Origin of the sequence: Rosenbergiella australiborealis, assembly GCF_018494035.1 — a bacterium.
Taxonomy (GTDB): Bacteria; Pseudomonadota; Gammaproteobacteria; order Enterobacterales; family Enterobacteriaceae; genus Rosenbergiella; species Rosenbergiella australiborealis.
In genome coordinates, this window is the sequence record NZ_JABBFO010000003.1 from 93,173 (window position 1) to 114,911 (window position 21,739).

The window sequence follows — 21,739 nt, forward strand, 5'->3', positions numbered from 1 at the left end:
ATCAGTAGAATGAAGGCTCTAATCTGGTGCACAGTGATGCGCGCTTTGCTTCTTTTCGGCTCAAGCAGTGAGAGACCAACCATGATAAAAAGAGGATTTCGTCTTACATCCGTACTGATAATCGGTGTATTACTACTAGGGTGTGAGCGAGCGCTAGAGCAGGATCACGTGTTTCAAGGTAAAACAATGGGAACCGTTTGGCGGGTAACGGCAAGTGGATTATCAGCCACACAGGCCAAGGCACTTCCCGACCTTATCCAACAACAACTAGACCAAGATGATCAAGAACTCTCGACGTGGAAAAAGGATTCGTGGCTTTCTCGGTTCAATCAGAACCCGAGCCTAGCTCCGCAGCCTGTCAGTGATAATGTCGCAGCCATTATTACCAGTGCAATGAAAGTTGGCCGTGCGACGCAAGGCGCCATGGATATTACCATCGGGCCTCTGGTTAACTTGTGGGGGTTTGGCCCTGATGCAATTCCGACTCATACGCCGAGTGATTCACAGATAGCTTTAGCGAAAGAAAAAGTGGGTTTACAGCATTTAACCTTAAGTGTAAGCGCCAGTGGTAATACGTTGAGAAAAGATATTCCTGATCTGTATGTCGATTTATCAACGGTCGGTGAGGGATTTGCGGCGGATCATCTTGCGAGATTGATGGAGCAGCAAGGCGTGCGAAATTATTTAGTGTCGGTAGGCGGGGCACTCATTTCTCGGGGTCATAATCAACAAGGTAACTCATGGCGGGTTGCAGTACAAAAACCGACTGATAAAGTGAATCAGGCACAAATTGTGGTCGATTTACAAGGGCATGGAATTAGTACCTCCGGTGATTATCGTAATTATTATGAGTTAGATGGTAAACGTATTTCGCATATTATTGATCCCGCAACTGGCCGGCCGATCGAACATCACTTGGTTTCAGCAACCGTTATCGCAACCACTGCATTAGAGGCAGATTCGTGGGATACAGGGTTAATGGTACTGGGAACGGAAAAAGCAAAAGCATTAGCATTACGTGATCATCTCGCCGTTTATTTAATCGTTAAACAAGGCGATCATTTTATTGGCTGGGCATCGCCGACCTTTAAGACATTTTTAGTTAATGACTAACCGATCAATATGGAGAAGTAATGTTAGACTTTTTTCATGATGAGGAGCCTTGGCAGGAGGCTCTTGCCCCCGGTGCGCTGATCCTACGACGCTTTGTGCAACAGGATGATTTAGTCCTTTACCAAGAAATTAATCGGATAGCGATGCAACATCCCTTTATACATCGGGTAACGCCTGGTGGATTTACTATGTCTGCAGCCATGACTGGCTGTGGTGCCGCACAATGGGTATCGGCACGTGACGGTTATCTAAATACGAGAGAGACCATTGCGCTGAATCAGACTTTTCTCGACTTGGCGAAACGCGCTGCTGCCACAGCGGGTTATGCCGATTTTATTCCAGACAGCTGCTTGATTAATCGTTATGCTGTTGACAGCAAAATGACGTTGCATCAAGACAAAAATGAACGCGATTTAACGCAACCTATTGTTTCGATTTCACTTGGACTACCGGCAATTTTTCTCTTTGGGGGACTGATGCGCAGCGATAAAACAGCTAAAGTTTTATTAGAGCATGGGGATGTTGTGGTGTGGGGGGGGGCTTCACGCTTATGTTTTCATGGCATCTTACCGATTAAAGCCGGTATCCATCCTTTAACCGGGCCTTATCGTTTCAATTTAACCTTCCGTCAGGCGTTATAATCTTTTCATAACCGTCCAACTCATTACCTCGTTTATTGTTAGGCAGTAATTAATTGGCCAATATTCTGGATATTCATTAGGACGAGCAAGGCGCGATAATTTGACTGTTGCAATATTATTTATAGGATTAATTGCAGTGAGTATTACTTGTTCAAAGCCAAATAATGTTTGGACTTCGGGATAAACGGCCTTATAGACGGTCTCTTTGAGCGAGAAAAGAAGGGTAGTTGCTTGCGCCGATGAAAAGCCCGATGTCATCAAGAGATCGAATTCGGCATCATTCATGATCATTGATTGCAGTTCTTTCGCCTTATCTTCTGTCAACATTCGCTCAATATCATTGCCGACTAATGCAGGCGATGCATCAAGTACAACGAAAGCTTTATGATCATGGTGAGAAAGAGAGCCTGAGAAACCTAACGGCCAAATGGGTGAACGGTCTGCACGGTTTAATAGCTGAAAAGACTTGTTCTCAGGTAAAAGGAGTTTGGCCACTAACCAGCGGCTGGCAAGATACTCAGCTTGGCGCTTTTTGACTGCTTGTTTCAATGTCTGTGGAAGGGTAAATCCAAGTGACTGGATAACCATAGGGGTTAAGGCATCAATAGAAAATTGACAGCAAGCAGTGCAGTAGGGGGAATAACAAAACTCAGCGTGAGGAATAAAAGCTTGGTAACTATCAAGCTGTTCAACGTTAAAGTTCGGCGGAAGTAAAGGTGACATAGTTCATTCTTTATGATTGAGTCAGGGATAAAGGATAGCGTGAAAGCGTTGCAACGGCGAGACATATAGCCGAAAGGGTATTACGGATAAATCTGAAGGATATTTCACTGAAATTTGCCAAGCTTTGTATAGGTTTACTACAACGATAAAGGAGTTATTGTAATGAGCGAAGTAGAAAAAACGCAAGGTGAGTATTTTCGTGATGTTGTCTCGCAATTAAAAGAAATGCGTCACTACGCACAAAACAATACTGAAAGGCTTTCTGCACAGTGGTTGGCTTTTGATGCAGGTGAATATAAGCATCCCCAATTCGCTGAGCAAATAAATGCACTGCTTAATGAGCAGGGTAAATTACTCGATGATATTGATGAAACCATTCAAAATATCGAAATTGAAATTAATCACCAAGAGCAAGAAAGCTAATTTTTGTGGGCAGCTGCGGCTGCTCAACTCCCTTCTTTCTATTCCCCCTGATTGCCTGCTTCCTTCGTAAGGAAATAGTAAATAAAATTTATCTCTGTTGAGAGTTCGTTAAGAATAATTCGATTATCCTGTTTAGATATCGCGGTAGTTTTCGCACAAATCTGAATTAGACTAGGGTATTTCGATGGGACGTTTTAGAACTTGGCGTAAAAACAATCCAAAATGGAATGAAGCGATTAGAAAATTTAATTTCTATAAGCGCGCTTGCCGAACTTTGCTGACGCATCCTATTCTTTACTGGGAATATTTTCAGCAGTGTAAGCATTCAGCCGTGGCCCAGCAGGTTATCCCGAGTGAACACGTCGTAGGCCTGGTCGCGCGTCCTTTTAATAAATATCTGAACAAAAATTGGACCGTTAAGCAAAAGCTGAAGGCAGCATCCACCACTCTGTACCGTCTTGATCAGAGCATCAATCCTAAGTTTATTCCGGCGATCTTCGCACCCAACGCCCCCGGGATCACTTTGGCGACGTTGCAATTGAAGAATGAGGAAGAGGCAACACTTAAGCTCAAACATTCACGTTTTGTACGTGAAGGTGAGATTGGGATTTACCTTTATGTTCCAAACTGTGAGGAAGCCCTCTATAGTCTAACGTTCTCCTTTGATGAGACCGGAAAAATCCTTTATCTTTGTGGTTTACAAGGGCCGAAACCTGGGGAAGGTCAAGACCAAGTGCGAGCAATTACCAAAGCCATGTATGGATTACGTCCTAAAAATCTCTTATTGTCAGCGGCCTATGCTATTTCCGATGGTTTCGGGGTTGAGAAAATTTGCGGGATTTCCGATAGTCACCATATCAAATCACATGTTCTCAAATCGAGTTATAACTCCTTTTGGGAAGAAGTGTGTACAGAGTGTGATGCTGAGGGGTGGTATCAACTTCCTCGCCATGAAGCGGAAAGGAATGTTGAGCTAGTCGAAAGTAAACATCGCTCCGCTTTTCGTAAACGTGAAGCACTGCGTCAACAGATGATGATTGATGTTACTCATCATTTACGCCGTTTATCAGAAAATCCTCAACAGCGGATTGCGTCGCCACAATTACAGGTCTCGAACGCTTAATATCGTTGTCAGGTAGGGCACTATTATGTAGGTGGAGCCCTGATAAGCCGCTAGGTTAATAGCCGACATTGGTTCACCTTAAGGGTGGGGCAATGTCGGTTAGGCAATTTTTATTGCTACATAAAGCAGTCTATGATTTTTTTTGGACACTCTGTTTTAGGTAATGTTGTATTGATTGCGTAATAATGACTGGCACAATAATAGATTATCCAATGAATCACTATAAAAGAGTGAGTTGGAGTATAGTGACCGACTTAACACCTTTACTTTTCTAACCTAACAATTTCATGCGGAAAAAGTATTTTAAGTATTATTGATAATCTATTTTTTCACTCTTCTAGTCTCACACCCATCAGTACTTTTATTACGCTTGCCTCTACATTCAGTGTTATTGGTCGATTTTAAGCACCCGAATTCATCTAAGTCATTTTAAACTATTTAAACGATTATAAGGCGTTTGAGCGGGAGACGGTGAGTTTTACCGTTACACCACAGAATGGCTTTGAGCGGTATGCGTAAGGTGGCTTTAGGGTTAATATGGATAGATGTCATAGTTGGAATAGGCATGGTAGATTCAGTAGCTAAAACTGAATTGAGGATAGTGAATGTTTAACATTTCAGAAGTTGATAAAGGGAATTCTGACTTGGCGCGGTTGGTTAGCGAGCTCGATGCTTTTCAGAGCGAATTGTACCCTGCAGAAAGTAACCACCTCCTAGATCTTTCAGCAGTCAGTGACGAACAGCTAAGGTGCGTGATCGTATGTGATGAGGGGGATACACCTGCAGGCTGTGGAGCTTTGCTATTTCACGAAGATGGATCAGCTGAGATTAAGCAGGTTTATATTCGACCGGAATACCGAGGAAGGAAGCTTGGAGAGAAGATAATCAGTGCAATTGAGGGAATTGCTTCAGAAAATAATTCGCGACTATTGCAGCTTGAAACAGGTATTCACCAGCAACCGGTTATAGCGCTTTATCGCAGATGTGGGTACGACATGTGCGATGCATTCTCCCCGTATAAAGCAGATCCTTTGAGCGTTTTTATGCGCAAAGAGCTTCTTTAATGTAACGCGGTTATAGCACCAAGGGAGGGCGCAGTAGATGGCTTTACGGTAAAAATATGTGACTTTTGGAATTTAAATACAAGGGATAGTTATGGCAATAACGTGTTTTTTCACCAACAACGGCATGCCAATGTCTTTACTTACATGTAGCGGCGTTGGTAGGTTCCCTGCATTTTCTGGTCAGAGGCAAGGTCGCAATAATGCTAGCCTAACAAGTGTTCCTAATATTGGTCCTATTCCGCAGGGAACGTATTACATTATCGGGCGTCAGTCAGGTGGGTGTTTGAGTTCAATTCGTGAAGCTGCTCTGAAGTATTCTTATGGTACGGATCGTAGTCAGTGGTTTTCTCTGTATCGCCGAGACGGTAAGATCGACGACTATACATTTATTGATGGTGTGCGGCGAGGTAATTTCAGGTTACATCCAATTGGTCCACGTGGACTTAGTGAAGGTTGTATTACGCTCAGCCATATTACTGATTTTGACTATCTTCGTAATCGTCTGCTTAAAACCAGTATGATATATGTTCCTGGTTCGCTTCTAATGGCTTACGGCACAATAAAGGTTGATTAATGCTCAAATGGATTAAGCGTACATTGTGTTTTCTCATGTTGTTGGTGGTGATGTTTTTTGTCATTAGCAAACTAATTTCGCTGTTGTGGCCAAACGTCACTGATTATCTGGCATCGTGGTTAAATACAGTAGGAGTGGAAGAGACTACTGATTTGCTGTTTGATTTTACATTTTGGATTGCGCTGATCATATCCATGCTCATCTGTGTTCTGTGTATTCGTCGAAACTCGTAAACTATTATTCAACCATAGAAAACCTAATGCCTCGGTGGTGGGTATACAAAAATCACGGGGAGCGTAGCGACCATCGTCTAGCTCTATGCTTGTTTGTCTCACCCTGCAAAAGGTTTGATTGTGTGGGCGTAGTGTCAGACTTCTGCAATCACACTATGCCGCTTGCTACTCCTTAGAAACTCACTTTATCAGCGCTGTATGTCTGTTTATCCTGCCGGAGCCCGGGGCCTAGACCTAAGTGTCTAAGGTACATGTGCAGCGTTAACCCCTTATTTTTTTAAAAAAGCATCGTATTAGGTTATAAAAAATTATTGCGTATAGACTAATAACAGTTAGTAAAGATGTGAATGTTATAGGATCTGAACCTTCTTCATAAGTGTTGCTCTGGTAATGACTTAATAACTGGTAAGAATGATCTACAAGCCAACTTGTTATCGAATAAAGTGGCATTCCATAACTGGAAATAGTAAATGCTAAGATAAAACAGAGCACGAAACATATTATTTTTTTAGCCCTTTTGCATTTATCAAAATCACTTTTTCCTTGAACGTCAACGTATCCGTATGCCATGAGACCCAAATTAGAGTTTATAACTCGAACTTTTTTACGATGGATGAGGTTCTTCCTAACTTTATAAAAATCGTTTCGTTTTAAGAATGTAATGCACCCTTCACTGAGTCCAGAGCCATCAGGCCGTAGTGGATAAAGACGAAATCCTCCACGTGAAACACCGTTGATAAATACGTTATCACTCATGGTGCTTGAATTGAAAAGAATAAACCATTCCATAGGTCGATAGCCCAACCTCTAATTTTGTTAGCCAAACTACCTTCTGCACGATCAACAATCCAATATCGTCCTAATGGAATGGCGCTGTTTGGAAGATATGTACAGTTCGGATTATTTGTGTAGGATTTCTGTCCAGAAAAAACTGGGAAAGTTCCAACTCCATAAACGTGCAATTTAGCTTCACCACCGCCTTTTGTCAGATCGTCATAGCTCATTCTCATAATTTGCATCTGTCAAATCCTTTTGAATATAAAATGCTAATGATTGTATCAAGTTAAAGTTAGATATTATTTGATCTGGATTTATACATTGGTGATACAAAAAATTAATTCTGAATGCTTTGTGTTTTTAAAAAAGATGTGAGTGCTATACCGTCAACACGATCTATTGATCAGGATTGCATCCCGACACTCTGCCAACGCTTCACAGCTAAGTAAAAAATTTATTTTCCCACTCACCGTTTTCGATGGGGTGATAGGACAGTGTTTTGTAGCGTTTGATAGGTAATCAGCCCAAAGTCCTCAATTAGTTACTTGAACGCATAACGATTCATAACCTCATAATTCATCTAAGCGATTCTAAGGCATTTTGAGGAGTTTTATCCGTTACTCCTCAGAATAGATCTGAGTGCGTTTGAACGGTATGTGTAAGGTGGCATTATAGGAAATATGGGCTATGTGATTTTTATAGTTGATCCTAGAAAGGAAATAGGATTGTTAATCATTTATCCTAGATATACTCGATAGTGACAGGTTCTATTAAAAAATATATGGCAAAATTAGGTAATCTAAACAGAAAGGTAAGGATAAAAATGAAAGGAAGTTGCCTCTGTAAAACTATTGGTTATGAGTGTGATGAATTAATTAGCGGGATAGTTAATTGCCATTGTAACACGTGTAGGAAATCACATGCTGCTCCATACGTTCCAACTGCTAGGGTTAAGCGAGAGCACTTTAGGTGGCTTAAAGGATTTGAGTATTTAAAATCTTATGAATCTTCCCCAGGAAAACTTCGCCATTTTTGTTCTATTTGCGGTTCTCATCTCGTAGCCGATCGTTCTTCTCAATGCCATGTGATACTGCGTGTAGCTACTTTAGATGATACCCCACCCAATACAGTCGTTTCGCATATTTGGTGTTCACATGATGTTTCATGGCTAAGGGAAAGTGATAGTGTTCCTCACTTCGACGAGTGGCAAATTGATAACTGACCAAGTTTTCTAGAATAGATGCCTAATGTCCCCGTGGTGGGTATACAAAAATCACGGGGAGCGTAGCGACCATCGTCTAGCTCTATGCTTGTTTGTCTCACCCTACAAAAGGTTTGATTGTGTGGGCGTAATGTCAGACTTTTGTAATCACCATCGTAACTTATGTTGGAGGTGTCCAAATAATTTGCGAATGCCTGATCAAGTAAAATGCGAAAGGGCGATCAAGTAAATGTAAATCCCCAGCCGATTGATGATACGGCTGAAAACAAATTAAAACAGTGGCAAAGCTACTATAAACAGCTAGTTGCATTCAAAAATAATGATCAGTACGAGGAAGCTTATAACTTAGCGAAACCAGAAGAGGATTGAATATAGCACTCCCATCCCCCGCAATTTATTACCTTGAGGCACGACTCATGCCTAATTCATTCATGCACATTAACCAATCGTCTATTGTCCTTTCGACAGATGAGGGGGGGGGCTATGGCTGAACCATGTTAAAAGTGATGAAAAGTAGAACAGTACTACTCGACGTAAACGGTAAGCTGATGTTTGCCGAAGTGGGGTATGGGAAATTCAAGTCTAACGATGGCACTATCGAGGGTGGCGCTCTTGATGATGCCAAAGTGTTAGGGGTGGTAATTTTCATGGTTAAAAGTCTCAATTGAGGCTGAACTTTTACCATTGGCAAATCACAGGCACAAAAAAAGCAGCCGTAAGTGGCTGCTTTTTTTTGGGATTTTTGGTCGGCACGAGAGGATTTGAACCTCCGACCCCTGACACCCCATGTTAGCTAGCGTTAATTGAATAAGTTCAATTAAATCATGCAGATAAATTAGTTTTACTGTATATACAAACAGTTCCTAAAACACAAAATATGCATCATATACATCAATGACTTAGGTCGACTTTTACCACCATAAAACTTTTATTTTTTAAACTTACGCATAACTTGATCAGCGACACCGTTGTATCCTGGATAAATCCTCGCATCGCCATAATTGTGCTGCATTAATTTATACAATAAATCTTTGGCTTCAGAGCGTGGTAGTATCAGTTTAATGAGAGTTTTATCTCTGTTTTGCATTCTCATTGGTAATAACTCGTCTAATTGAGCATCGAGAGGTCTTCTATCAACTTCCTTGTCAACATTACTAGTATCATTAAAATTAATTGGGGTGGAAATGTGTGTAAATAACCCTCTTTGAGCTGAAAGATTTTGGTTATCTGAGTTCGGGGGAGTTATTATACGAAGTGGTGAATTAGACATTCTCATCATCGATGTCGATACCCATTCTGCATTGAAACACCAAATTGCTAAATTTCCTTCTGAGTCATTAACGCTACTCGCAGCAAAGTAAGCTGAGATAAAAGGATCGTATGACCAATCAAGTAACCTAGTAGGTATACCATAATGCTGTGCTAACGCGGCAACATCTAGCAGGTCATCTGGGATCCAGAGTGAATCTTGATCAGTGCTTTTAGCGAAATTATAGTCATGTTTGCTGATCAGAAAACGCCTGATATTTTCTGAAATAGGTACTTTAAGTCCATTTTGATCAGCAAGCTTAAAAAACTCCCTAAGCAGCTTGAACTCAGACTGAATCTGGCTATATTCGAAATGGGAATTCGTTCCGTTTCTTGGGTATTCACTATCGGCTATATATCTAGCGTTTTCACGAAAAATACTAGGAATTAGCTGGTATGTATCACTTGATTGTCCCCTAAATACATAACCATTGTAATCGTTGTTCCAACTACAAATATGATTTAATAGGTCATTCGCATTGCTGAAATTTAAAACTGTGGTAACCATACATCCTCTCAAGGTTATTTAAAGTTAATAAGATGGGAGACAATTAACTTTGTGAAGATATTTTTAGCTAGTTAAGAACGGATAAAATATGATAGAAATCAATTTCACCATGCGGTACACAAACCCACTCGATATGATTTTCAGTGTACACTCTCGTAGACTTGGCATCACTATGAGCCATTCTTGCCTGCGGGTCGATACCTTGCTGGTTAAATAAAAATGCAGATAGAGCCCTTATTTCATGAAAAGTCGGTCTTTGATCTTCAGGTAACGCTGATGCAACGCCAACTTGATCTCTCAATTTTGAAAAAGAGCGGCTTATATAATCTGGTGCCACTTGAGTCGGATGCCCAACTTCCTGGCTCATTGGATTACTTCTTTTTAACGGGATTCTATGCACCACATATGGGCTGGCAACATTATCACGACTACTCTCTATAATAGCTTTTAATGCTGGACCGATAGGGATCGCAACATGAGAGGCTTCCTTGTGTTGTACTTTCTGCCTGTGAATATATAGCGTTCCATATAGGTCATTCTCTGGGCTATCTAACCATACGCACCCGCAAACACCCTGAGCAGGTTTCTTGATTGAATATTTTATTCGTGAGACTTCAAGTCTTGCATGACTTGTCTGCAGAGCAAGGTCCATTGCTGTTTTAAGCCAGAGGGGGGCAGAATCATGAATCTTTCTGTAATCGTTAAGGCTAAGGCGCCGCCTCGTCTTTTTATCAACCCTACGCATTTTCTTTTTCTCTGCAGGGTTGTCGATCATCAATGACTCATCGACAGCATAGCTAAATAGCTTTTTCAGAAAGCTGACTTTCCTGTTCTGCACATTCGCTGAGGAAGTTTCGTGATACTTAGCGATAAAAGCATTTACGTGCTCAAGCTGGATATCACAGGCATAGATATCAGAGAAGAAATCTTTAACGCGGACGATATCGTTTTTCCAGACAGCTACCGTGTCTGAGCTTGGTTTTTCATCGACGATAGCTCGGTCTAATAACTTCTCTGCATAAACAGAAAACGGTTTAGCTTCTCCGTTCTCTCCGCCAGATTCCCTGATCAGGCTGTCTAGCGAAGGTGTCGTATCAGGCCGCATTCTGTTGTTATATTCGCGCGCAATGGCTATGGCCAAGGCTCTATCAGAGCCAAGGCTTTTACGCTTCCCGGTTATCAGTGTGAAACGATAAACATTTGCTGACGCATCAAAAAAGAGATGATCAGGAAGATGTCTATTTTCTCTTTTGCGGGGACGACCTAACATTTACGCCTCACTGATAAGATGATGAACAGCGTTTGATACAATACTACTAATTCCCCAGTGCTCAGTTGATATGACCCACACACTCTCATCGACAATACGACCTTGTAAGACACCATTTCTTACCCATTTTTTGATGGTTCGATTGTCTGGTTGTGATCCGGTTTCAAATTCTCTCTTAGCCCAAGCGCTAGCTCTCATTAATTTACTCATATGTCCTCCAAATAATTTACTGTATTGGCTTTGGTTAACCGTTGATATTAACGTTACTAAACACACTTTTCTTACAGGCATAGTTGACCGCCGATTATCGGTGCGGGAATAGGGTGGGTTGATTTAAGGGTGGGTACTAGTGACGGTTAAAAAAATTTAGCGCAGACAATCTTCTCTCCATCTTCACGGTATTCAAAGCATTAATAGCTTATTCCTGACACCCGCTCGGGTTTAATTCTTCTCGCCAGTGCTGCTTTTAAGTGCTGTTTCGCTTCTGAATCAGCTTGGTATGCGTACATAATAATTTCCTTTGGGCAATAAAAAACCCGCCTCAGCGGGTGGTTGATAAATCTAATATCACCATTTCATGTGGTGTAATTTATAATTCGATTCTTCCAGTTTTTTTATTAAATCGGGCACATCTGCATCTTTAACTTTTTTTAGATGCATGTCCCCATCGTAAATAGTGTTATTTTCTTCGTTATAAATCATATCGAACATATCATCTGTAGCAATGGTATCCTTGTCTTTGCTATGCATAGTATATTCGTTTTTACTCACTAACTTGCCATTTTCAGCGTCAAGTCTAGTAACCTTGAAATGATCACCTTTGTCCTCAATTTTAAATACTTGGTATGTGTCATATTCTCCTTTTTCTGCCCATATACCTTCAAATTTCTTACCGTTATTATCACATCCAGATAAAACCAAGGAAGCGAAAAAAACTACAAACAAAGATAAAATCTTTTTAAACATGCGACCCTCCATTTTTTTGGTAACATATAAATAACACATTGAGTAATGTGAATAAACTATTACCAATATGCATTAAAATATTAATGGATTGCTTACTATGTTTGATCTCTTTGAGAGGTTTGCAGAGTCTTATCCACTTTACTCGCCACTAAAAGTTAGCCTTCCTTGGCGATGGAGTTCAGTAGCTGAATTTTTTTAAAGAGCAATTTATTCCGCCGAGATTATACCGATAAGCTATTTCAGATAATGAAAGAGACTTGATTAACTCGATGGCCTGTTTTGAATGAAAATACTCTTTAATTCATCCACGCTCAACCAAGCTCTTTTACGATGTATCATTCTATGACAATTTGCACATAGAATAGCGAGGTCATTAACGGTGGTTGTTTCGTTTTCATCTCTGAGGTTTAGTGGATTGATATGATGGCATTCCGCAAACCCAGAACCGGTTTTACCGTATGCTTTGCTAAAGTCAAAGTTACAGACTTCGCAAGCTAATGTACCTGTTTCTTTGATAACTTTATCTTTTTTTATTTTAATCAGTTTGGCATTACGCTCTCTGGATTTATGTACGCGATAAATCGGACGTCCTTCTGAAGCGTGATGGGAAGATGATATTGCGTCATCAGTAGGCTCATCTGGGACTGTAACGTCAGCAAGTACATCAATACTTTCAGTTGGAGTAACAGAACCTTGCGTACAGGCTGATTTTCTAGCTGCTTCGACAAAATCTTGGTTAAAAAACTCTGTTCCGAATAAAATATCTTCACCAAAGTCTTTAATTATCTCAAATCTAAATCTATGGGGATAAATTTCGTCATCAGGCCAAACTTTATCAGTAGACTTATAATAGCCACGGGTGACACGTCCTATAATGATTTTTTTTACCATTCCCCGAAAATCAGATAACTTATCTTTCCCTACACGAGAAAAACCTGCTGGGGTCGGTCCTTCAGCTTTAAGCCATGATATTGAATACACAAAGGCGACTAAGTCTCCCTCTTTAACATCTTTAACCGACCCATGCTTTTTATCATTTACTCCCCAAATTCCGTTTTGCATTCCTATAGGAAAGTTTATCTTCGAAAAAGGTTTATTCGAGACGTAAGTCACCCAAATCATAATTACCCCAGTGATAGTTAAACAGCCACTCGAGCAAAAACATAACACAGGCTAATATATTTCAGAACGAATGATTAGTTATCAATGGTAAAATCCTCGCTTCTTAATTCATAAATATCTGTAGCGTAGCTCAATAACCCGTCTGATTCTGCTAGAGCCCTAGCGGCGTATCGGTAGGCTTTATCCAGTTCAGCTTGATTTTTCGCTTTCATCGCGGCGTCCTTAAATGCCTCCAATATTTGCTCGGGAGTTCTAACTTCCTTGCTAGAGTTATCACTCTTAACCGGGTCGGGCTCTTTCTTAGCATTAATAAGATTATTCAGGTCATTACCGGAGCGAGCCGGGGTGATATCACGCTCAATTTTATTGGTAGCTTCAAATTCGTCAGGTGTGTACACGCCCAAGATTACGTCGGGAGTGTAGAGTCGGGCCCAATACTTCACCGCTAAGTAAGCGATTTGCTGTTTTGGAGCGGTCTTCCATAACGGTGAGTTACGAGTAGTAATGAATTCAAGATGTAGCCATTCTCCCCAGGTAATTTCCGTTTCACCACGAAGAACCGCACCGACACGAACACATAGGCCGCGCTCGTTACTCGCGTTCGCAGGACCGGGCTTAAACTTCTGCCAGTCGCCTTCATATTCGTACTTGAATCGACCCTGCACTGCCGTTGAACTAGTCACCACAGCGTTAACTAGTTGAGCTTCGTAACCTAAAGTACCGTTAACTAAATGCGTTTTCTGTGCCACTGCGTAGGGATTCATTCCCCACTGTGCCGCCTGGAGAGCAACCGCTAAGCAGTCAGCAGGATTCCCAGCAAGATGTTTTGGCACCGTTGATACACCTTGAGCCATAACCTCAGCGAAAGCTTGTAGCTTTTGCAATCCTGTAGGACTGAATATTGCTGATTTAGTCTCAGCCTCGTTAGCTTGTACGATTTCATTACTCATAATTGATCTCTCCGTCTGGCCCACTCAGGGCGAGCTAATTTCTCTACGCCGCCCCAGTTTCCGGTAGCTACGCATTCGTGATAAGTGGTTAGGTTCCTGCGAAATTCGCGATAACCGGCCTCGACATCTTCGGTTTCTAACTCGAAAACTCGCACCGGGTAGCGACCACAGTTGATGGTTTCACTCACCGCAATAAAGACGAATAGGGGGTATTCGCCGAACTGTTTCAGATATCCTTCACGATACATCGCATCCTGAACGTGATACCGAAACTCTTCGACGTGGCGACTGAATCGCTCCATGTCTGCGACCTTTTTAACGTCTGCGATGACTGGTTGAGCATTGAGAAATTTATCCGGCCTTATTCGGCATAGCTCCTCTGTTTCTTCATCCCGCCAGTAAATAGAACTCTCACAACACCCTTCAGCCTCGAGCAGCCAGCGCGCTCCGGTGTGAGCCATAGCGCTATCCCGCATGAGTTTCAATTTCCTGTCGTCGTCATGGGTTATTGGGGTTATTCCCTCACGCTTACAACGCTCAAAGAATTGTTGCTCCTCTTCACGCCCAGCGGTGGTACGGCGGTTGACGTCGGGTCCAATCTCGAACCGTTGACTGAATATTTCTGGTTCAAGCAAAAGGCAGTGTAGGGCGGTCCCCATATCCAGTGCGGCAGTTTTCTCTTCATCAATAGGCGCACTCTTGCGCCACTGATAAATGGCCGGGCTGATCGCGATATCATCCAGTTGAGATTTACTTATGCCCGGACCGCTGTGATAAGCACTATTGGATATGTCGTGATATATCCCAGGCTTCATCAGGCGATCCCCCAGTAGTCTTGTTTGTAGTTATAGATTTCATAGGCACGTTCAGCTATCACCCGTGATTCCACTAACTTGAAAAGAGCATCCTCACCTTGCTCTTGTGTCTCCACGTCATAATCGAGCAGGTACTCAAGGGCGCGTTTGGTGTTTTCGGTTTCGTTTAACGCGAATAAGACATTGAAAAGGGGGTTGGACTTGAGTGGATGGATAACTTCATCAATGCGTTGCTTAATCAGCTCATTTTCCATCTGGTTATCGCCGGAGCGAAGTACCGCGACGATTTTTTTGAATTCATGCACTTCCTGAATGTTCATTGTGACCTCCATAAATCCTTTATGAGAGTGGTAAAGCCTAAAAAAGAGCGACGGTAAATCCTGAATTCACCCTTTAAGTAAAGCGTGACATATTGGCGAGTCAGTGAGATTTTCACGCGTATGCCTCCGGTCTTGTCGAGTCATTAATTAATTGCTGAATACGGTCTAATTGCGTGGTGTAGAAAGATTTCAATAGCTTATAAGCAGCGCCAATGACGCCGCCGATGAACGTTCTCATTGGCGATACTCCGTTAAGTGCTGTTGTCATACCATCGTCCGCTTAAAAAAATGGACGCTTGTATAACGCGCATAAAAAAGCCCTTCGTGAAGGAAGGGCGTGGTTTTTTCAAATTTGATTAGAGTAAGATGCTCTCATTAACTGTTCTGCGGGCAGTACTACCCACATAGCACACTCTAAAATGAGCTATAGGGGATTACTTCAATATCAGGTCAAACCTGTTGCTGTACATAATGCAAACAGAATCTAAGATATCGTCTTTTAATTCTGATATAGGTGGCGACTCTTGTCTTTCACCGAGGAAACACTCTCCGCCAGTCGATCTATTTGCAATTAACATCACAATGTTTGATGCTATCTTTTGTATCTGCCCCTGTAGTATTCGCTTTGATGAACCATATATTGCTCCCGATTCAAAGTTTTTCTTAGATGATGAAATAAGTTCGACTGAAGTTTTTAATAGCTCAGTGAGCACACCCTCCTTAATCTCCCCGTAAATACTCCAATCATCATTAACTTTATGAATTTCAGTTTCAGTGCTTTTACTACTTTCAGTCATTATGTACTCCCATAAAAAAAGCCGCTCTGGGCGACTTGTCCGATTATCCGGTATTACTGAATAGTTAATTTACCTATTCATAAAGCTATTCATTTTCTATCGAAACCCTTGTCTGGTAAGGGTATGGAGTGAGTAGCTAGCTATTCAAAAACTTACCTCGCACTCACTGAAACTGATTTACGATGACCTGCGAAAAATATTCCGACTTCTGGCAGGCATTGGGAACTTGACTCACTGCCTCTATCTCGCAGCGTCAGAGTGCCGTTAAGAGCTTTACTAACTCGACCTGAGCAACCAGTCATAATCGACTCGATATGTTGCTCTAATCGGTTCTCAGCGGCTAATTGTTCACGTTCTAACTTGCGGCGTTCAATTCGGCGCAGCTTGCAGCGTTTTTTTGCGTTCATGATTACCTCCGTAATTAGTTTTGGTGATTGAATGACCGGCGCTGATCCCCGGTATTGCAGAAGTAATGAGGAGTCTGTGTGGACACTTATTCATCACCGTTCGCATCAGCCTGCGAATCCATTCAATCCCAAAACCAACTGCGTTTTGGTGTACACCTCGCGGCATACCAGCCTAGTTATTAATGAGCAGCCAGACTCTTGTCTGGCGCGGTAGGTAATCTGTTTACCGCATCGATGTTTCGTCTCGATGGATTAAATATACAAAATGTATTCATAGTATTCAATACATTTTGTATACTTGTTTGGCGTGAAAATACAATGCGTATGATTTTTAACGATATTTATTTTCACAGACGAAATAAAGCTGTATATACCGGCGAAGTATTAGGGATGGATGGTGCGCTAGGTGGGGTAGGGGCGAAAAAAATCCCGCCGGAGCGGGATATTCTTATTTGATTGAGAAATTATTTGCTGCAAAGCTTGGTAGAAATTCGTATAGGGTGAGGGTTTTTACTCCATGAATTGCGGCAGCATCGGGAATCATAATTCTCTTTTTTGGCATACCGCCAGAAGGTTTTTCATGAGTTATGATTGTAAAATCATGAGTCATGGCATGAGCTATGAGAAAAGCGTCGGCTTTCTCTGTACTAGCAAAATCTACCTTAGCTTTAACGTGAACATCTAAAGTATTAGCCCAATTCATCAGTTTCGAGTAGTTGGAGATAGAGCTGATTTCATTTTCAAAGAAGCTACTTGGAAGTTCATTATTTACCCAGTGGTAAAGAGGATCTTTCTTTACACAAAGTTCTTTTTTTACAGCATTTATACTATAGACCACACCACGATTATGTAGGGCAATTAAAAAATCCCAGAAAATTTTGCAGTAGTCAAAATTATAGGCGAAGTTTTTTGCTTCAATAAATACGTTACTATCAATTAAGAACTTACCATTGCCACTCATAAAGATTCTCGGTTTTTATGATATTCAACGATAGTATCAGCTTTAACGTTCAGTAGTACTCCAGCCTCTCGTAGAGGTAGCTGCTGAGACATAGCCTTTGATACTATTATATTTGTTAACTTATGACTATTACGTACTGGCATGGTGTTAAAAAAGGAGCCACCACTGGATTCTCTATTTTTTTTATTATCAGCTTCACTCTTAATCTTGGCGAGTAAACTGCCTTCAACAAGCTTCAATTGCACAGCTCTTACACATCCTGCATAATCACTGACCTTGAAAGCTCTGGATACTTCTTTAACTCTGTAGTAATCGTTATCGCTGGAAGCTTGCTCCCATGCGAGTAAAAAACGATTTTTGGGCATAAGTATCTCTGCAGACACCTTATTACAGAAGGCCTCTATTCTCTTTTCTGTATCCCATCCGGAAACACCATCAACACCCAGCCAAAGATGTGCAATTTCATGAAATAAAGTGAAAACCTGAGCGGACATTGCATCAGATCCATTTACAAAAATAATAGGAGCTATGGCATCGGATATGCAAAAGCCTCTAAATTCGTCAGTATTCAACTTCCTAGAGTTATTATTGCCGACCACTCCATTCTTAAAAACTAAAATGCCTACATTCTCGATGAGCTTAGAAGCTCTAGAAAAATAGCTATCAACGGTGACGTTCTTTATTTCATCAGAAACATTAAATCTTATAGTTTCTACGATGTCATTAGCTACATCTTCATGGCTTAAATTATTAGTAAATTTAAATTTACCTATAAAGTTTAGAGGTTCATCTCTACCAATTTCTTTCAGATAATCTTTATACCAATCAAGCTTGTACTCTATGTCATGATATACATCAAAGAAGTTACGACTTAAAGCTATACTGTCAACAGATTGTCGAAGATCTGGTATTTTAGGTTTAACATTCGCGGGAGGGGTATCAAGAAAAAGAAATCCAAATGGAATACCTCCGATCTTGGCTAGCTTTTCCGCTCCAGATTTGTTCACAACCCCCTCAAAAAACTTGTTATGTTTTTTAGGCATGACTTTATCCGCAAGGGTTTCAAGAGAAATTCCTTGGGAGTTAGCTATCCAATCAATCATCTTTCTAGACAACTGATATTCAATCGCTGCCATACTTATCACCTAAGTTAAAATACCTAAAAGCACTCATTTCATTGTTGTGCATATGTAATACACCGTCAATAATTTTATCTACCATTTGAGTGTTAACAACGGAACTAGATTAAGCATTTTACTATCACAAAAACCGCATTTTAGCTTCTACAGCTACGCCGATAATCTTACAGTTCCCGTTAACCGGAACCATTGGCCACGCTGGATTCAATCCCTTTAAATACTTCTGGCCAGCATCAATGATTAGCTTCTTGAACGTGGCTTCATTCGAGTCAGTGAGCTTGGCGATCACTAAGCTGCCATTCATCGCTTCCTTGGCAGTATCAAACAGAACGTAGTTACCTTCTGGCACACTCTGTCCCGTCGGCGCTGTCATTGAGTCACCTTCAACCTTGAGCCAGAAAGCATCGCCCTGAATATGTGCGTCAGACTCAAGCCATTCGCTTATTTCGTCTAAGGTGTAGGCTTCGATAGCTTCAGCCCAACATCCCGCCTGGACGGAGCTGAGCACAGGGTATTCTTTACCCGGCTTGTATGGGATTAAGTTGCTGACATTTTCATTGCCGCCAGCAGTGGAGATAGTTCCGTCATGGTTTACTACAAACTCACTGAAGCCTAGATATTTCATTATCTTTGCTATGTCATCTAGGCTTGGCTCTCTCCTAGCATTCAGCCAATGGCTAATCGCACCCTTAGTCATATCCAGATGCTCGGCCAACTTCTCTTGATTAATGTCCAATTCCTTCATGCGGATCTTGGCCACTTCATACCATTTCATATTCATCCCTAAATAATACAATTCGTATAAATATAAACGAGACACAAAATGTATATTTAACTTGTCTGTGATAAATACGAAACGTATACTGAATTTGTTCAAAGGAGGAAATCATGAACAACCTACGAAACATCCGTGAGCGGCTGGGCATGACTCAAGGTGAACTAGCTTCTGCAATCGGGCTTAAAACTGCGGGTGCTATCTGCCACTACGAAAACGGTCGTAGAGAATTAAGCATCGATAAGTGTCGAAAAATTATTGAAGTGCTGAATCAAAAAGGGATTTCAGTTTCCTTCGATGACCTTGTCCCACCTACTGCCGCTTAGTAACACCGTTCTTTAATAATCTGCGCCCCTGCCGAAATGTGGGGAACCAATTCTAAGCATTCAGCTATCAGCTGAAAGCTCAACTCAACACACAAGGATTAAAGCAAATGGAACATGCAAGTTACAGCAAACCCACACAGCGGGAGATCGACCGTACCGAAACAGACCTGCTTATCGCTCTATCACAGATAACGGGCAGACGTTTTGCCGACCTTGCAGGCTGGCATGAATCGAAGGTGAGTAGACTGAATTGGCGGGATATTGCCACGGTGTTTTGCATTGCAAAAATGGCACTAGAGGTGAGTCCGATCGGTAGAGCAATTCAGTGTGCTTATCTGGCAATAGGTAATAAAAAAACCTCGGTAGCCGCCGAGGTTCCTGCACAACTCATAATTGATTTCTAACCATATCAACGAGGTAAGTATGACCAAAAACACTGATCGTGTAAACCGTCACAGGGGGCGCTATGGCAACTGCAACCCTCTATGATTTTAACGCTGAGCGTCATCTCAGGAGTAATCGGATGGAAAACCAAAAATCAGGTTTTGTGCCGATGTACCGGAGCATCTTAAAACATTCATGGCGGAAAGATGTGTATCTCAGAACGCTATGGCAGGACTTACTTTTTGCGGCACAGAAAGAGCCACGGACGGTGAATTTCAGAGGTTGTCATTGGCAGCTGCTTACTGGTCAACTTGTCACTACGCTTGAGGACTTGGGAGCCAATCTCTGTAATCGAGAGGGGGAGCCAACGAGTCGCCATGCAGTGAAAAGAATGCTAGCGATATTTGTGAAAGAGGGGATGATTTCTGTTCATACCGAACACCGCAAAGGGACGGTTATTACCCTCCTGAATTATTCCGAATATAACCAAAAAATGACCGATTTACCCGCGCATAACCTCGCGCATAACAAATCCAGTGATACCAAGGGTTCAGAGGTAGGTGCCGCGCACATAGCCGCGCATTACCCCGCGCATCATGAACAACAATGTATAAACAATAATATAAATAATACGTCCGAGAATTCTGTCGAATCCTCTGACATACCCCCAAATGAATTATCTGAACGTCGTCCTGAAGCAGCCATTCAACACGGCAAGAAATGGGGAACAGCGGAAGACCTACGAGCTGCCGAATGGTTATTTGCCCAGGTCAGACTCATTTCAGGTTCTGCCAAAACACCCAACTTTGCCATCTGGGCAAACGATATCCGAATGATGCGAGAACGGGATGGTCGCGACCATCGGGAAATCTGTGAGTTATTCAAGTGGGCATGTCAGGACAGCTTCTGGCAGGGGAATGTGTTGTGTCCTGCCAAGCTTCGTGACAAGTGGACACAACTGAGCATCCAACGCGACAAGCAGCGATCGGGGCGAGGGGGAAGCACTACCCGACCGGCAATTGATTTTAATAACCACGACTGGGCAGAGGGACTCGAGATATGAGAAATCTAAATGCCGCAATTGCACGACGAGATGGGAAAGCATTAGCCGCTATGGCCACACCTGAGCCACCCAAAAAACCAGTCAGTCAGCAGGCTGTGCAGGTATTCAATGAGCTGTTTCGTCAACTCAAAGCAGCCTTTCCTGCACTGATGATGTCCATCAAAACTCAAGAAGATTTAGACGAATTACGACGTCAATGGGTCATGGCGTTCGTAGAAAATGGCATCTACAGCATCGGACAAGTCAACGCTGGGATGAAGATCGCCCGTCAGCAAGAAGTCCCTTTCTTACCGTCGCCAGGTCAGTTCATCAGCTGGTGCCATCAGGAGGAATTCCGCACTGCAGGACTGCCGAACGAAGAGGAGTTATATCTTATCGTCATGAAATATTGCTCTCAGCGAGGGCTGTATGACTGCGCAGAGAATTACCCCTGGCAGAGTAACGCTGAATACTGGATGGTGACAACGCTCTATGACCAAATGCGGGCGCTAAATCTCAGTGAAGCCGAATTGAAAAAGCGTTGCCGTAAGCAGCTCCACTCGATGGTTCAGCGATTGAATGCCGATGAAACGATCCCCGCGCCACGTAAGCAAATTCCCGTACTGCATATCCCGTCAACCAAGGAAACTGCGAAATCCCACATTGCACAAATTCGGCGAAGGTTTGGATTGCGCAGGGGATGAAACACGACGCCGCTGAACGCGGTTTTTTTACGCCTGAATTTTGGAGAGGAAG

At 42.1% G+C, this 21,739-nt stretch carries 30 protein-coding genes; 13 read left to right on the forward strand and 17 right to left on the reverse strand.

The genetic code is table 11. The features are described 5' to 3' along the window. Positions 1-81 precede the first annotated feature (81 nt). Together apbE and alkB are read left to right on the forward strand one after the other, a co-directional pair. Complete coding sequence (apbE, locus tag HGT73_RS05150) at positions 82-1,113, forward strand: FAD:protein FMN transferase ApbE (RefSeq protein ID WP_214212596.1); 1,032 nt, start codon at positions 82-84, stop codon at positions 1,111-1,113. A gap of 20 nt (positions 1,114-1,133) precedes the next feature. Then, positions 1,134-1,754 (forward strand): DNA oxidative demethylase AlkB, encoded by a 621-nt coding sequence (gene alkB / locus HGT73_RS05155; RefSeq protein WP_214212597.1) that lies wholly within the window; start codon positions 1,134-1,136, stop codon positions 1,752-1,754. Here the strand turns inward: alkB and HGT73_RS05160 are convergent. After that, positions 1,749-2,477 carry a 4'-phosphopantetheinyl transferase family protein gene (locus tag HGT73_RS05160; RefSeq protein WP_214212598.1) on the reverse strand — a complete coding sequence of 243 codons (729 nt, stop codon included), beginning with the start codon at positions 2,475-2,477 and terminating at the stop codon, positions 1,749-1,751. The two genes, alkB and HGT73_RS05160, sit on opposite strands and share 6 nt — an antisense overlap. 162 nt (positions 2,478-2,639) lie before the next feature. On the opposite strand from HGT73_RS05160, the gene HGT73_RS05165 reads away from it, so the two are divergent. From HGT73_RS05165 to HGT73_RS05180, 4 genes are all read left to right on the forward strand, one after another. Further along, on the forward strand, positions 2,640-2,900 hold the full coding sequence (locus HGT73_RS05165; RefSeq protein ID WP_214212599.1) for a hypothetical protein: 261 nt from the start codon (positions 2,640-2,642) through the stop codon (positions 2,898-2,900). A gap of 184 nt (positions 2,901-3,084) precedes the next feature. Further along, positions 3,085-4,023 carry a DUF535 family protein gene (locus tag HGT73_RS05170; protein WP_214212600.1) on the forward strand — a complete coding sequence of 313 codons (939 nt, stop codon included), beginning with the start codon at positions 3,085-3,087 and terminating at the stop codon, positions 4,021-4,023. Positions 4,024-4,628: 605 nt separating this feature from the next. Then, complete coding sequence (locus HGT73_RS05175) at positions 4,629-5,087, forward strand: GNAT family N-acetyltransferase (RefSeq protein WP_214212601.1); 459 nt, start codon at positions 4,629-4,631, stop codon at positions 5,085-5,087. A 130-nt stretch (positions 5,088-5,217) separates the two neighbouring features. Then, positions 5,218-5,661, forward strand: coding sequence for a DUF2778 domain-containing protein (locus HGT73_RS05180; protein WP_241622905.1), 444 nt, complete (start codon positions 5,218-5,220; stop codon positions 5,659-5,661). Between the two features lie 494 nt (positions 5,662-6,155). On the opposite strand, the gene HGT73_RS05185 is transcribed toward HGT73_RS05180, so the two are convergent. Continuing rightward, a complete protein-coding gene (locus HGT73_RS05185; protein WP_338110787.1) occupies positions 6,156-6,683 on the reverse strand; it encodes a tlde1 domain-containing protein in 528 nt (175 codons plus the stop codon). Beyond that, a complete protein-coding gene (locus HGT73_RS14930) occupies positions 6,647-6,913 on the reverse strand; it encodes a tlde1 domain-containing protein (protein WP_276516187.1) in 267 nt (88 codons plus the stop codon). The genes HGT73_RS05185 and HGT73_RS14930 overlap by 37 nt, the downstream gene beginning before the upstream one ends. A gap of 581 nt (positions 6,914-7,494) precedes the next feature. On the opposite strand from HGT73_RS14930, the gene HGT73_RS05190 reads away from it, so the two are divergent. Next, positions 7,495-7,893: a GFA family protein gene (locus HGT73_RS05190; protein ID WP_214212725.1), complete on the forward strand. Its 399-nt coding sequence runs from the start codon at positions 7,495-7,497 to the stop codon at positions 7,891-7,893. A gap of 506 nt (positions 7,894-8,399) precedes the next feature. Continuing rightward, positions 8,400-8,561: a hypothetical protein gene (locus HGT73_RS05195; protein ID WP_214212603.1), complete on the forward strand. Its 162-nt coding sequence runs from the start codon at positions 8,400-8,402 to the stop codon at positions 8,559-8,561. A 260-nt stretch (positions 8,562-8,821) separates the two neighbouring features. Here the strand turns inward: HGT73_RS05195 and HGT73_RS05200 are convergent, their stop codons facing one another. The 11 genes from HGT73_RS05200 to HGT73_RS05250 form a co-directional block, all read right to left on the reverse strand. Further along, entirely contained in the window at positions 8,822-9,709 is an 888-nt protein-coding gene (locus tag HGT73_RS05200) for an FRG domain-containing protein (protein WP_214212604.1), read from the reverse strand. A 67-nt stretch (positions 9,710-9,776) separates the two neighbouring features. Continuing rightward, entirely contained in the window at positions 9,777-10,979 is a 1,203-nt protein-coding gene (locus HGT73_RS05205; protein ID WP_214212605.1) for a phage integrase SAM-like domain-containing protein, read from the reverse strand. Continuing rightward, on the reverse strand, positions 10,980-11,189 hold the full coding sequence (locus HGT73_RS05210; protein ID WP_214212606.1) for a hypothetical protein: 210 nt from the start codon (positions 11,187-11,189) through the stop codon (positions 10,980-10,982). Between the two features lie 357 nt (positions 11,190-11,546). Then, complete coding sequence (locus HGT73_RS05215) at positions 11,547-11,945, reverse strand: hypothetical protein (protein WP_214212607.1); 399 nt, start codon at positions 11,943-11,945, stop codon at positions 11,547-11,549. Positions 11,946-12,206: 261 nt separating this feature from the next. Next, the gene (locus HGT73_RS05220) at positions 12,207-13,067 is read right to left on the reverse strand and encodes an HNH endonuclease (RefSeq protein ID WP_214212608.1); all 861 of its coding nucleotides are present in this window, start codon (positions 13,065-13,067) and stop codon (positions 12,207-12,209) included. 74 nt (positions 13,068-13,141) lie between these two features. Next, complete coding sequence (locus tag HGT73_RS05225) at positions 13,142-14,017, reverse strand: RecT family recombinase (protein ID WP_214212609.1); 876 nt, start codon at positions 14,015-14,017, stop codon at positions 13,142-13,144. Next, entirely contained in the window at positions 14,014-14,832 is an 819-nt protein-coding gene (locus HGT73_RS05230; protein ID WP_214212610.1) for a PD-(D/E)XK nuclease-like domain-containing protein, read from the reverse strand. Before HGT73_RS05230 ends, HGT73_RS05225 begins: the two co-directional genes overlap by 4 nt. Beyond that, positions 14,832-15,152: a hypothetical protein gene (locus tag HGT73_RS05235; protein WP_214212611.1), complete on the reverse strand. Its 321-nt coding sequence runs from the start codon at positions 15,150-15,152 to the stop codon at positions 14,832-14,834. The genes HGT73_RS05230 and HGT73_RS05235 overlap by 1 nt, the downstream gene beginning before the upstream one ends. A gap of 112 nt (positions 15,153-15,264) precedes the next feature. After that, on the reverse strand, positions 15,265-15,420 hold the full coding sequence (locus HGT73_RS05240) for a hypothetical protein (protein WP_214212612.1): 156 nt from the start codon (positions 15,418-15,420) through the stop codon (positions 15,265-15,267). 166 nt (positions 15,421-15,586) lie between these two features. Then, on the reverse strand, positions 15,587-15,949 hold the full coding sequence (locus HGT73_RS05245) for a hypothetical protein (RefSeq protein ID WP_214212613.1): 363 nt from the start codon (positions 15,947-15,949) through the stop codon (positions 15,587-15,589). Positions 15,950-16,101: 152 nt separating this feature from the next. Further along, positions 16,102-16,356 (reverse strand): transcriptional antitermination N peptide, encoded by a 255-nt coding sequence (locus tag HGT73_RS05250; protein WP_214212614.1) that lies wholly within the window; start codon positions 16,354-16,356, stop codon positions 16,102-16,104. A gap of 198 nt (positions 16,357-16,554) precedes the next feature. Between HGT73_RS05250 and HGT73_RS05255 the strand changes: the two genes are divergently transcribed. After that, entirely contained in the window at positions 16,555-16,812 is a 258-nt protein-coding gene (locus HGT73_RS05255; protein WP_214212615.1) for a hypothetical protein, read from the forward strand. On the opposite strand, the gene HGT73_RS05260 is transcribed toward HGT73_RS05255, so the two are convergent. The 3 genes from HGT73_RS05260 to HGT73_RS05270 form a co-directional block, all read right to left on the reverse strand. Continuing rightward, on the reverse strand, positions 16,805-17,317 hold the full coding sequence (locus tag HGT73_RS05260) for a DUF4411 family protein (protein ID WP_214212616.1): 513 nt from the start codon (positions 17,315-17,317) through the stop codon (positions 16,805-16,807). The genes HGT73_RS05255 and HGT73_RS05260 overlap by 8 nt on opposite strands. After that, complete coding sequence (locus tag HGT73_RS05265; protein ID WP_214212617.1) at positions 17,314-18,453, reverse strand: ImmA/IrrE family metallo-endopeptidase; 1,140 nt, start codon at positions 18,451-18,453, stop codon at positions 17,314-17,316. Before HGT73_RS05265 ends, HGT73_RS05260 begins: the two co-directional genes overlap by 4 nt. Positions 18,454-18,577: 124 nt before the next feature. Beyond that, positions 18,578-19,237, reverse strand: coding sequence for a LexA family protein (locus tag HGT73_RS05270; RefSeq protein WP_214212726.1), 660 nt, complete (start codon positions 19,235-19,237; stop codon positions 18,578-18,580). Positions 19,238-19,344: 107 nt separating this feature from the next. On the opposite strand from HGT73_RS05270, the gene HGT73_RS05275 reads away from it, so the two are divergent. The 4 genes from HGT73_RS05275 (at position 19,345) to HGT73_RS05290 (ending at position 21,687) form a co-directional block, all read left to right on the forward strand. Then, positions 19,345-19,557 carry a helix-turn-helix transcriptional regulator gene (locus tag HGT73_RS05275; protein WP_214212618.1) on the forward strand — a complete coding sequence of 71 codons (213 nt, stop codon included), beginning with the start codon at positions 19,345-19,347 and terminating at the stop codon, positions 19,555-19,557. A gap of 107 nt (positions 19,558-19,664) precedes the next feature. Continuing rightward, positions 19,665-19,961 (forward strand): CII family transcriptional regulator, encoded by a 297-nt coding sequence (locus tag HGT73_RS05280; protein ID WP_214212619.1) that lies wholly within the window; start codon positions 19,665-19,667, stop codon positions 19,959-19,961. A 62-nt stretch (positions 19,962-20,023) separates the two neighbouring features. Continuing rightward, positions 20,024-21,004, forward strand: coding sequence for a replication protein (locus HGT73_RS05285; protein WP_244968462.1), 981 nt, complete (start codon positions 20,024-20,026; stop codon positions 21,002-21,004). Then, the gene (locus tag HGT73_RS05290; RefSeq protein WP_214212620.1) at positions 21,001-21,687 is read left to right on the forward strand and encodes a replication protein P; all 687 of its coding nucleotides are present in this window, start codon (positions 21,001-21,003) and stop codon (positions 21,685-21,687) included. The genes HGT73_RS05285 and HGT73_RS05290 overlap by 4 nt, the downstream gene beginning before the upstream one ends. Positions 21,688-21,739 lie beyond the last annotated feature (52 nt).

What these genes read in the sequence shown, in the direction of transcription:
- HGT73_RS05175 (WP_214212601.1), top strand. Translation starts at nt 4,629, where the DNA reads ATGTTTAACATTTCAGAAGTTGATAAAGGGAATTCTGACTTGGCGCGG.
- HGT73_RS05180 (WP_241622905.1), top strand. Translation starts at nt 5,218, where the DNA reads ATGTCTTTACTTACATGTAGCGGCGTTGGTAGGTTCCCTGCATTTTCT.
- HGT73_RS05185 (WP_338110787.1), bottom strand. Translation starts at nt 6,683, where the DNA reads ATGGAATGGTTTATTCTTTTCAATTCAAGCACCATGAGTGATAACGTA.
- alkB (WP_214212597.1), top strand. Translation starts at nt 1,134, where the DNA reads ATGTTAGACTTTTTTCATGATGAGGAGCCTTGGCAGGAGGCTCTTGCC.
- HGT73_RS05285 (WP_244968462.1), top strand. Translation starts at nt 20,024, where the DNA reads ATGGCAACTGCAACCCTCTATGATTTTAACGCTGAGCGTCATCTCAGG.
- HGT73_RS05265 (WP_214212617.1), bottom strand. Translation starts at nt 18,453, where the DNA reads ATGGCAGCGATTGAATATCAGTTGTCTAGAAAGATGATTGATTGGATA.
- HGT73_RS05195 (WP_214212603.1), top strand. Translation starts at nt 8,400, where the DNA reads ATGAAAAGTAGAACAGTACTACTCGACGTAAACGGTAAGCTGATGTTT.
- HGT73_RS05230 (WP_214212610.1), bottom strand. Translation starts at nt 14,832, where the DNA reads ATGAAGCCTGGGATATATCACGACATATCCAATAGTGCTTATCACAGC.
- HGT73_RS05260 (WP_214212616.1), bottom strand. Translation starts at nt 17,317, where the DNA reads ATGAGTGGCAATGGTAAGTTCTTAATTGATAGTAACGTATTTATTGAA.
- HGT73_RS05160 (WP_214212598.1), bottom strand. Translation starts at nt 2,477, where the DNA reads ATGTCACCTTTACTTCCGCCGAACTTTAACGTTGAACAGCTTGATAGT.
- HGT73_RS05275 (WP_214212618.1), top strand. Translation starts at nt 19,345, where the DNA reads ATGAACAACCTACGAAACATCCGTGAGCGGCTGGGCATGACTCAAGGT.
- HGT73_RS14930 (WP_276516187.1), bottom strand. Translation starts at nt 6,913, where the DNA reads ATGCAAATTATGAGAATGAGCTATGACGATCTGACAAAAGGCGGTGGT.
- HGT73_RS05280 (WP_214212619.1), top strand. Translation starts at nt 19,665, where the DNA reads ATGGAACATGCAAGTTACAGCAAACCCACACAGCGGGAGATCGACCGT.
- HGT73_RS05240 (WP_214212612.1), bottom strand. Translation starts at nt 15,420, where the DNA reads ATGACAACAGCACTTAACGGAGTATCGCCAATGAGAACGTTCATCGGC.
- HGT73_RS05200 (WP_214212604.1), bottom strand. Translation starts at nt 9,709, where the DNA reads ATGGTTACCACAGTTTTAAATTTCAGCAATGCGAATGACCTATTAAAT.
- HGT73_RS05235 (WP_214212611.1), bottom strand. Translation starts at nt 15,152, where the DNA reads ATGAACATTCAGGAAGTGCATGAATTCAAAAAAATCGTCGCGGTACTT.
- HGT73_RS05270 (WP_214212726.1), bottom strand. Translation starts at nt 19,237, where the DNA reads ATGAATATGAAATGGTATGAAGTGGCCAAGATCCGCATGAAGGAATTG.
- HGT73_RS05165 (WP_214212599.1), top strand. Translation starts at nt 2,640, where the DNA reads ATGAGCGAAGTAGAAAAAACGCAAGGTGAGTATTTTCGTGATGTTGTC.
- HGT73_RS05205 (WP_214212605.1), bottom strand. Translation starts at nt 10,979, where the DNA reads ATGTTAGGTCGTCCCCGCAAAAGAGAAAATAGACATCTTCCTGATCAT.
- HGT73_RS05170 (WP_214212600.1), top strand. Translation starts at nt 3,085, where the DNA reads ATGGGACGTTTTAGAACTTGGCGTAAAAACAATCCAAAATGGAATGAA.
- HGT73_RS05225 (WP_214212609.1), bottom strand. Translation starts at nt 14,017, where the DNA reads ATGAGTAATGAAATCGTACAAGCTAACGAGGCTGAGACTAAATCAGCA.
- HGT73_RS05190 (WP_214212725.1), top strand. Translation starts at nt 7,495, where the DNA reads ATGAAAGGAAGTTGCCTCTGTAAAACTATTGGTTATGAGTGTGATGAA.
- apbE (WP_214212596.1), top strand. Translation starts at nt 82, where the DNA reads ATGATAAAAAGAGGATTTCGTCTTACATCCGTACTGATAATCGGTGTA.
- HGT73_RS05250 (WP_214212614.1), bottom strand. Translation starts at nt 16,356, where the DNA reads ATGAACGCAAAAAAACGCTGCAAGCTGCGCCGAATTGAACGCCGCAAG.
- HGT73_RS05210 (WP_214212606.1), bottom strand. Translation starts at nt 11,189, where the DNA reads ATGAGTAAATTAATGAGAGCTAGCGCTTGGGCTAAGAGAGAATTTGAA.
- HGT73_RS05215 (WP_214212607.1), bottom strand. Translation starts at nt 11,945, where the DNA reads ATGTTTAAAAAGATTTTATCTTTGTTTGTAGTTTTTTTCGCTTCCTTG.
- HGT73_RS05245 (WP_214212613.1), bottom strand. Translation starts at nt 15,949, where the DNA reads ATGACTGAAAGTAGTAAAAGCACTGAAACTGAAATTCATAAAGTTAAT.
- HGT73_RS05290 (WP_214212620.1), top strand. Translation starts at nt 21,001, where the DNA reads ATGAGAAATCTAAATGCCGCAATTGCACGACGAGATGGGAAAGCATTA.
- HGT73_RS05220 (WP_214212608.1), bottom strand. Translation starts at nt 13,067, where the DNA reads ATGATTTGGGTGACTTACGTCTCGAATAAACCTTTTTCGAAGATAAAC.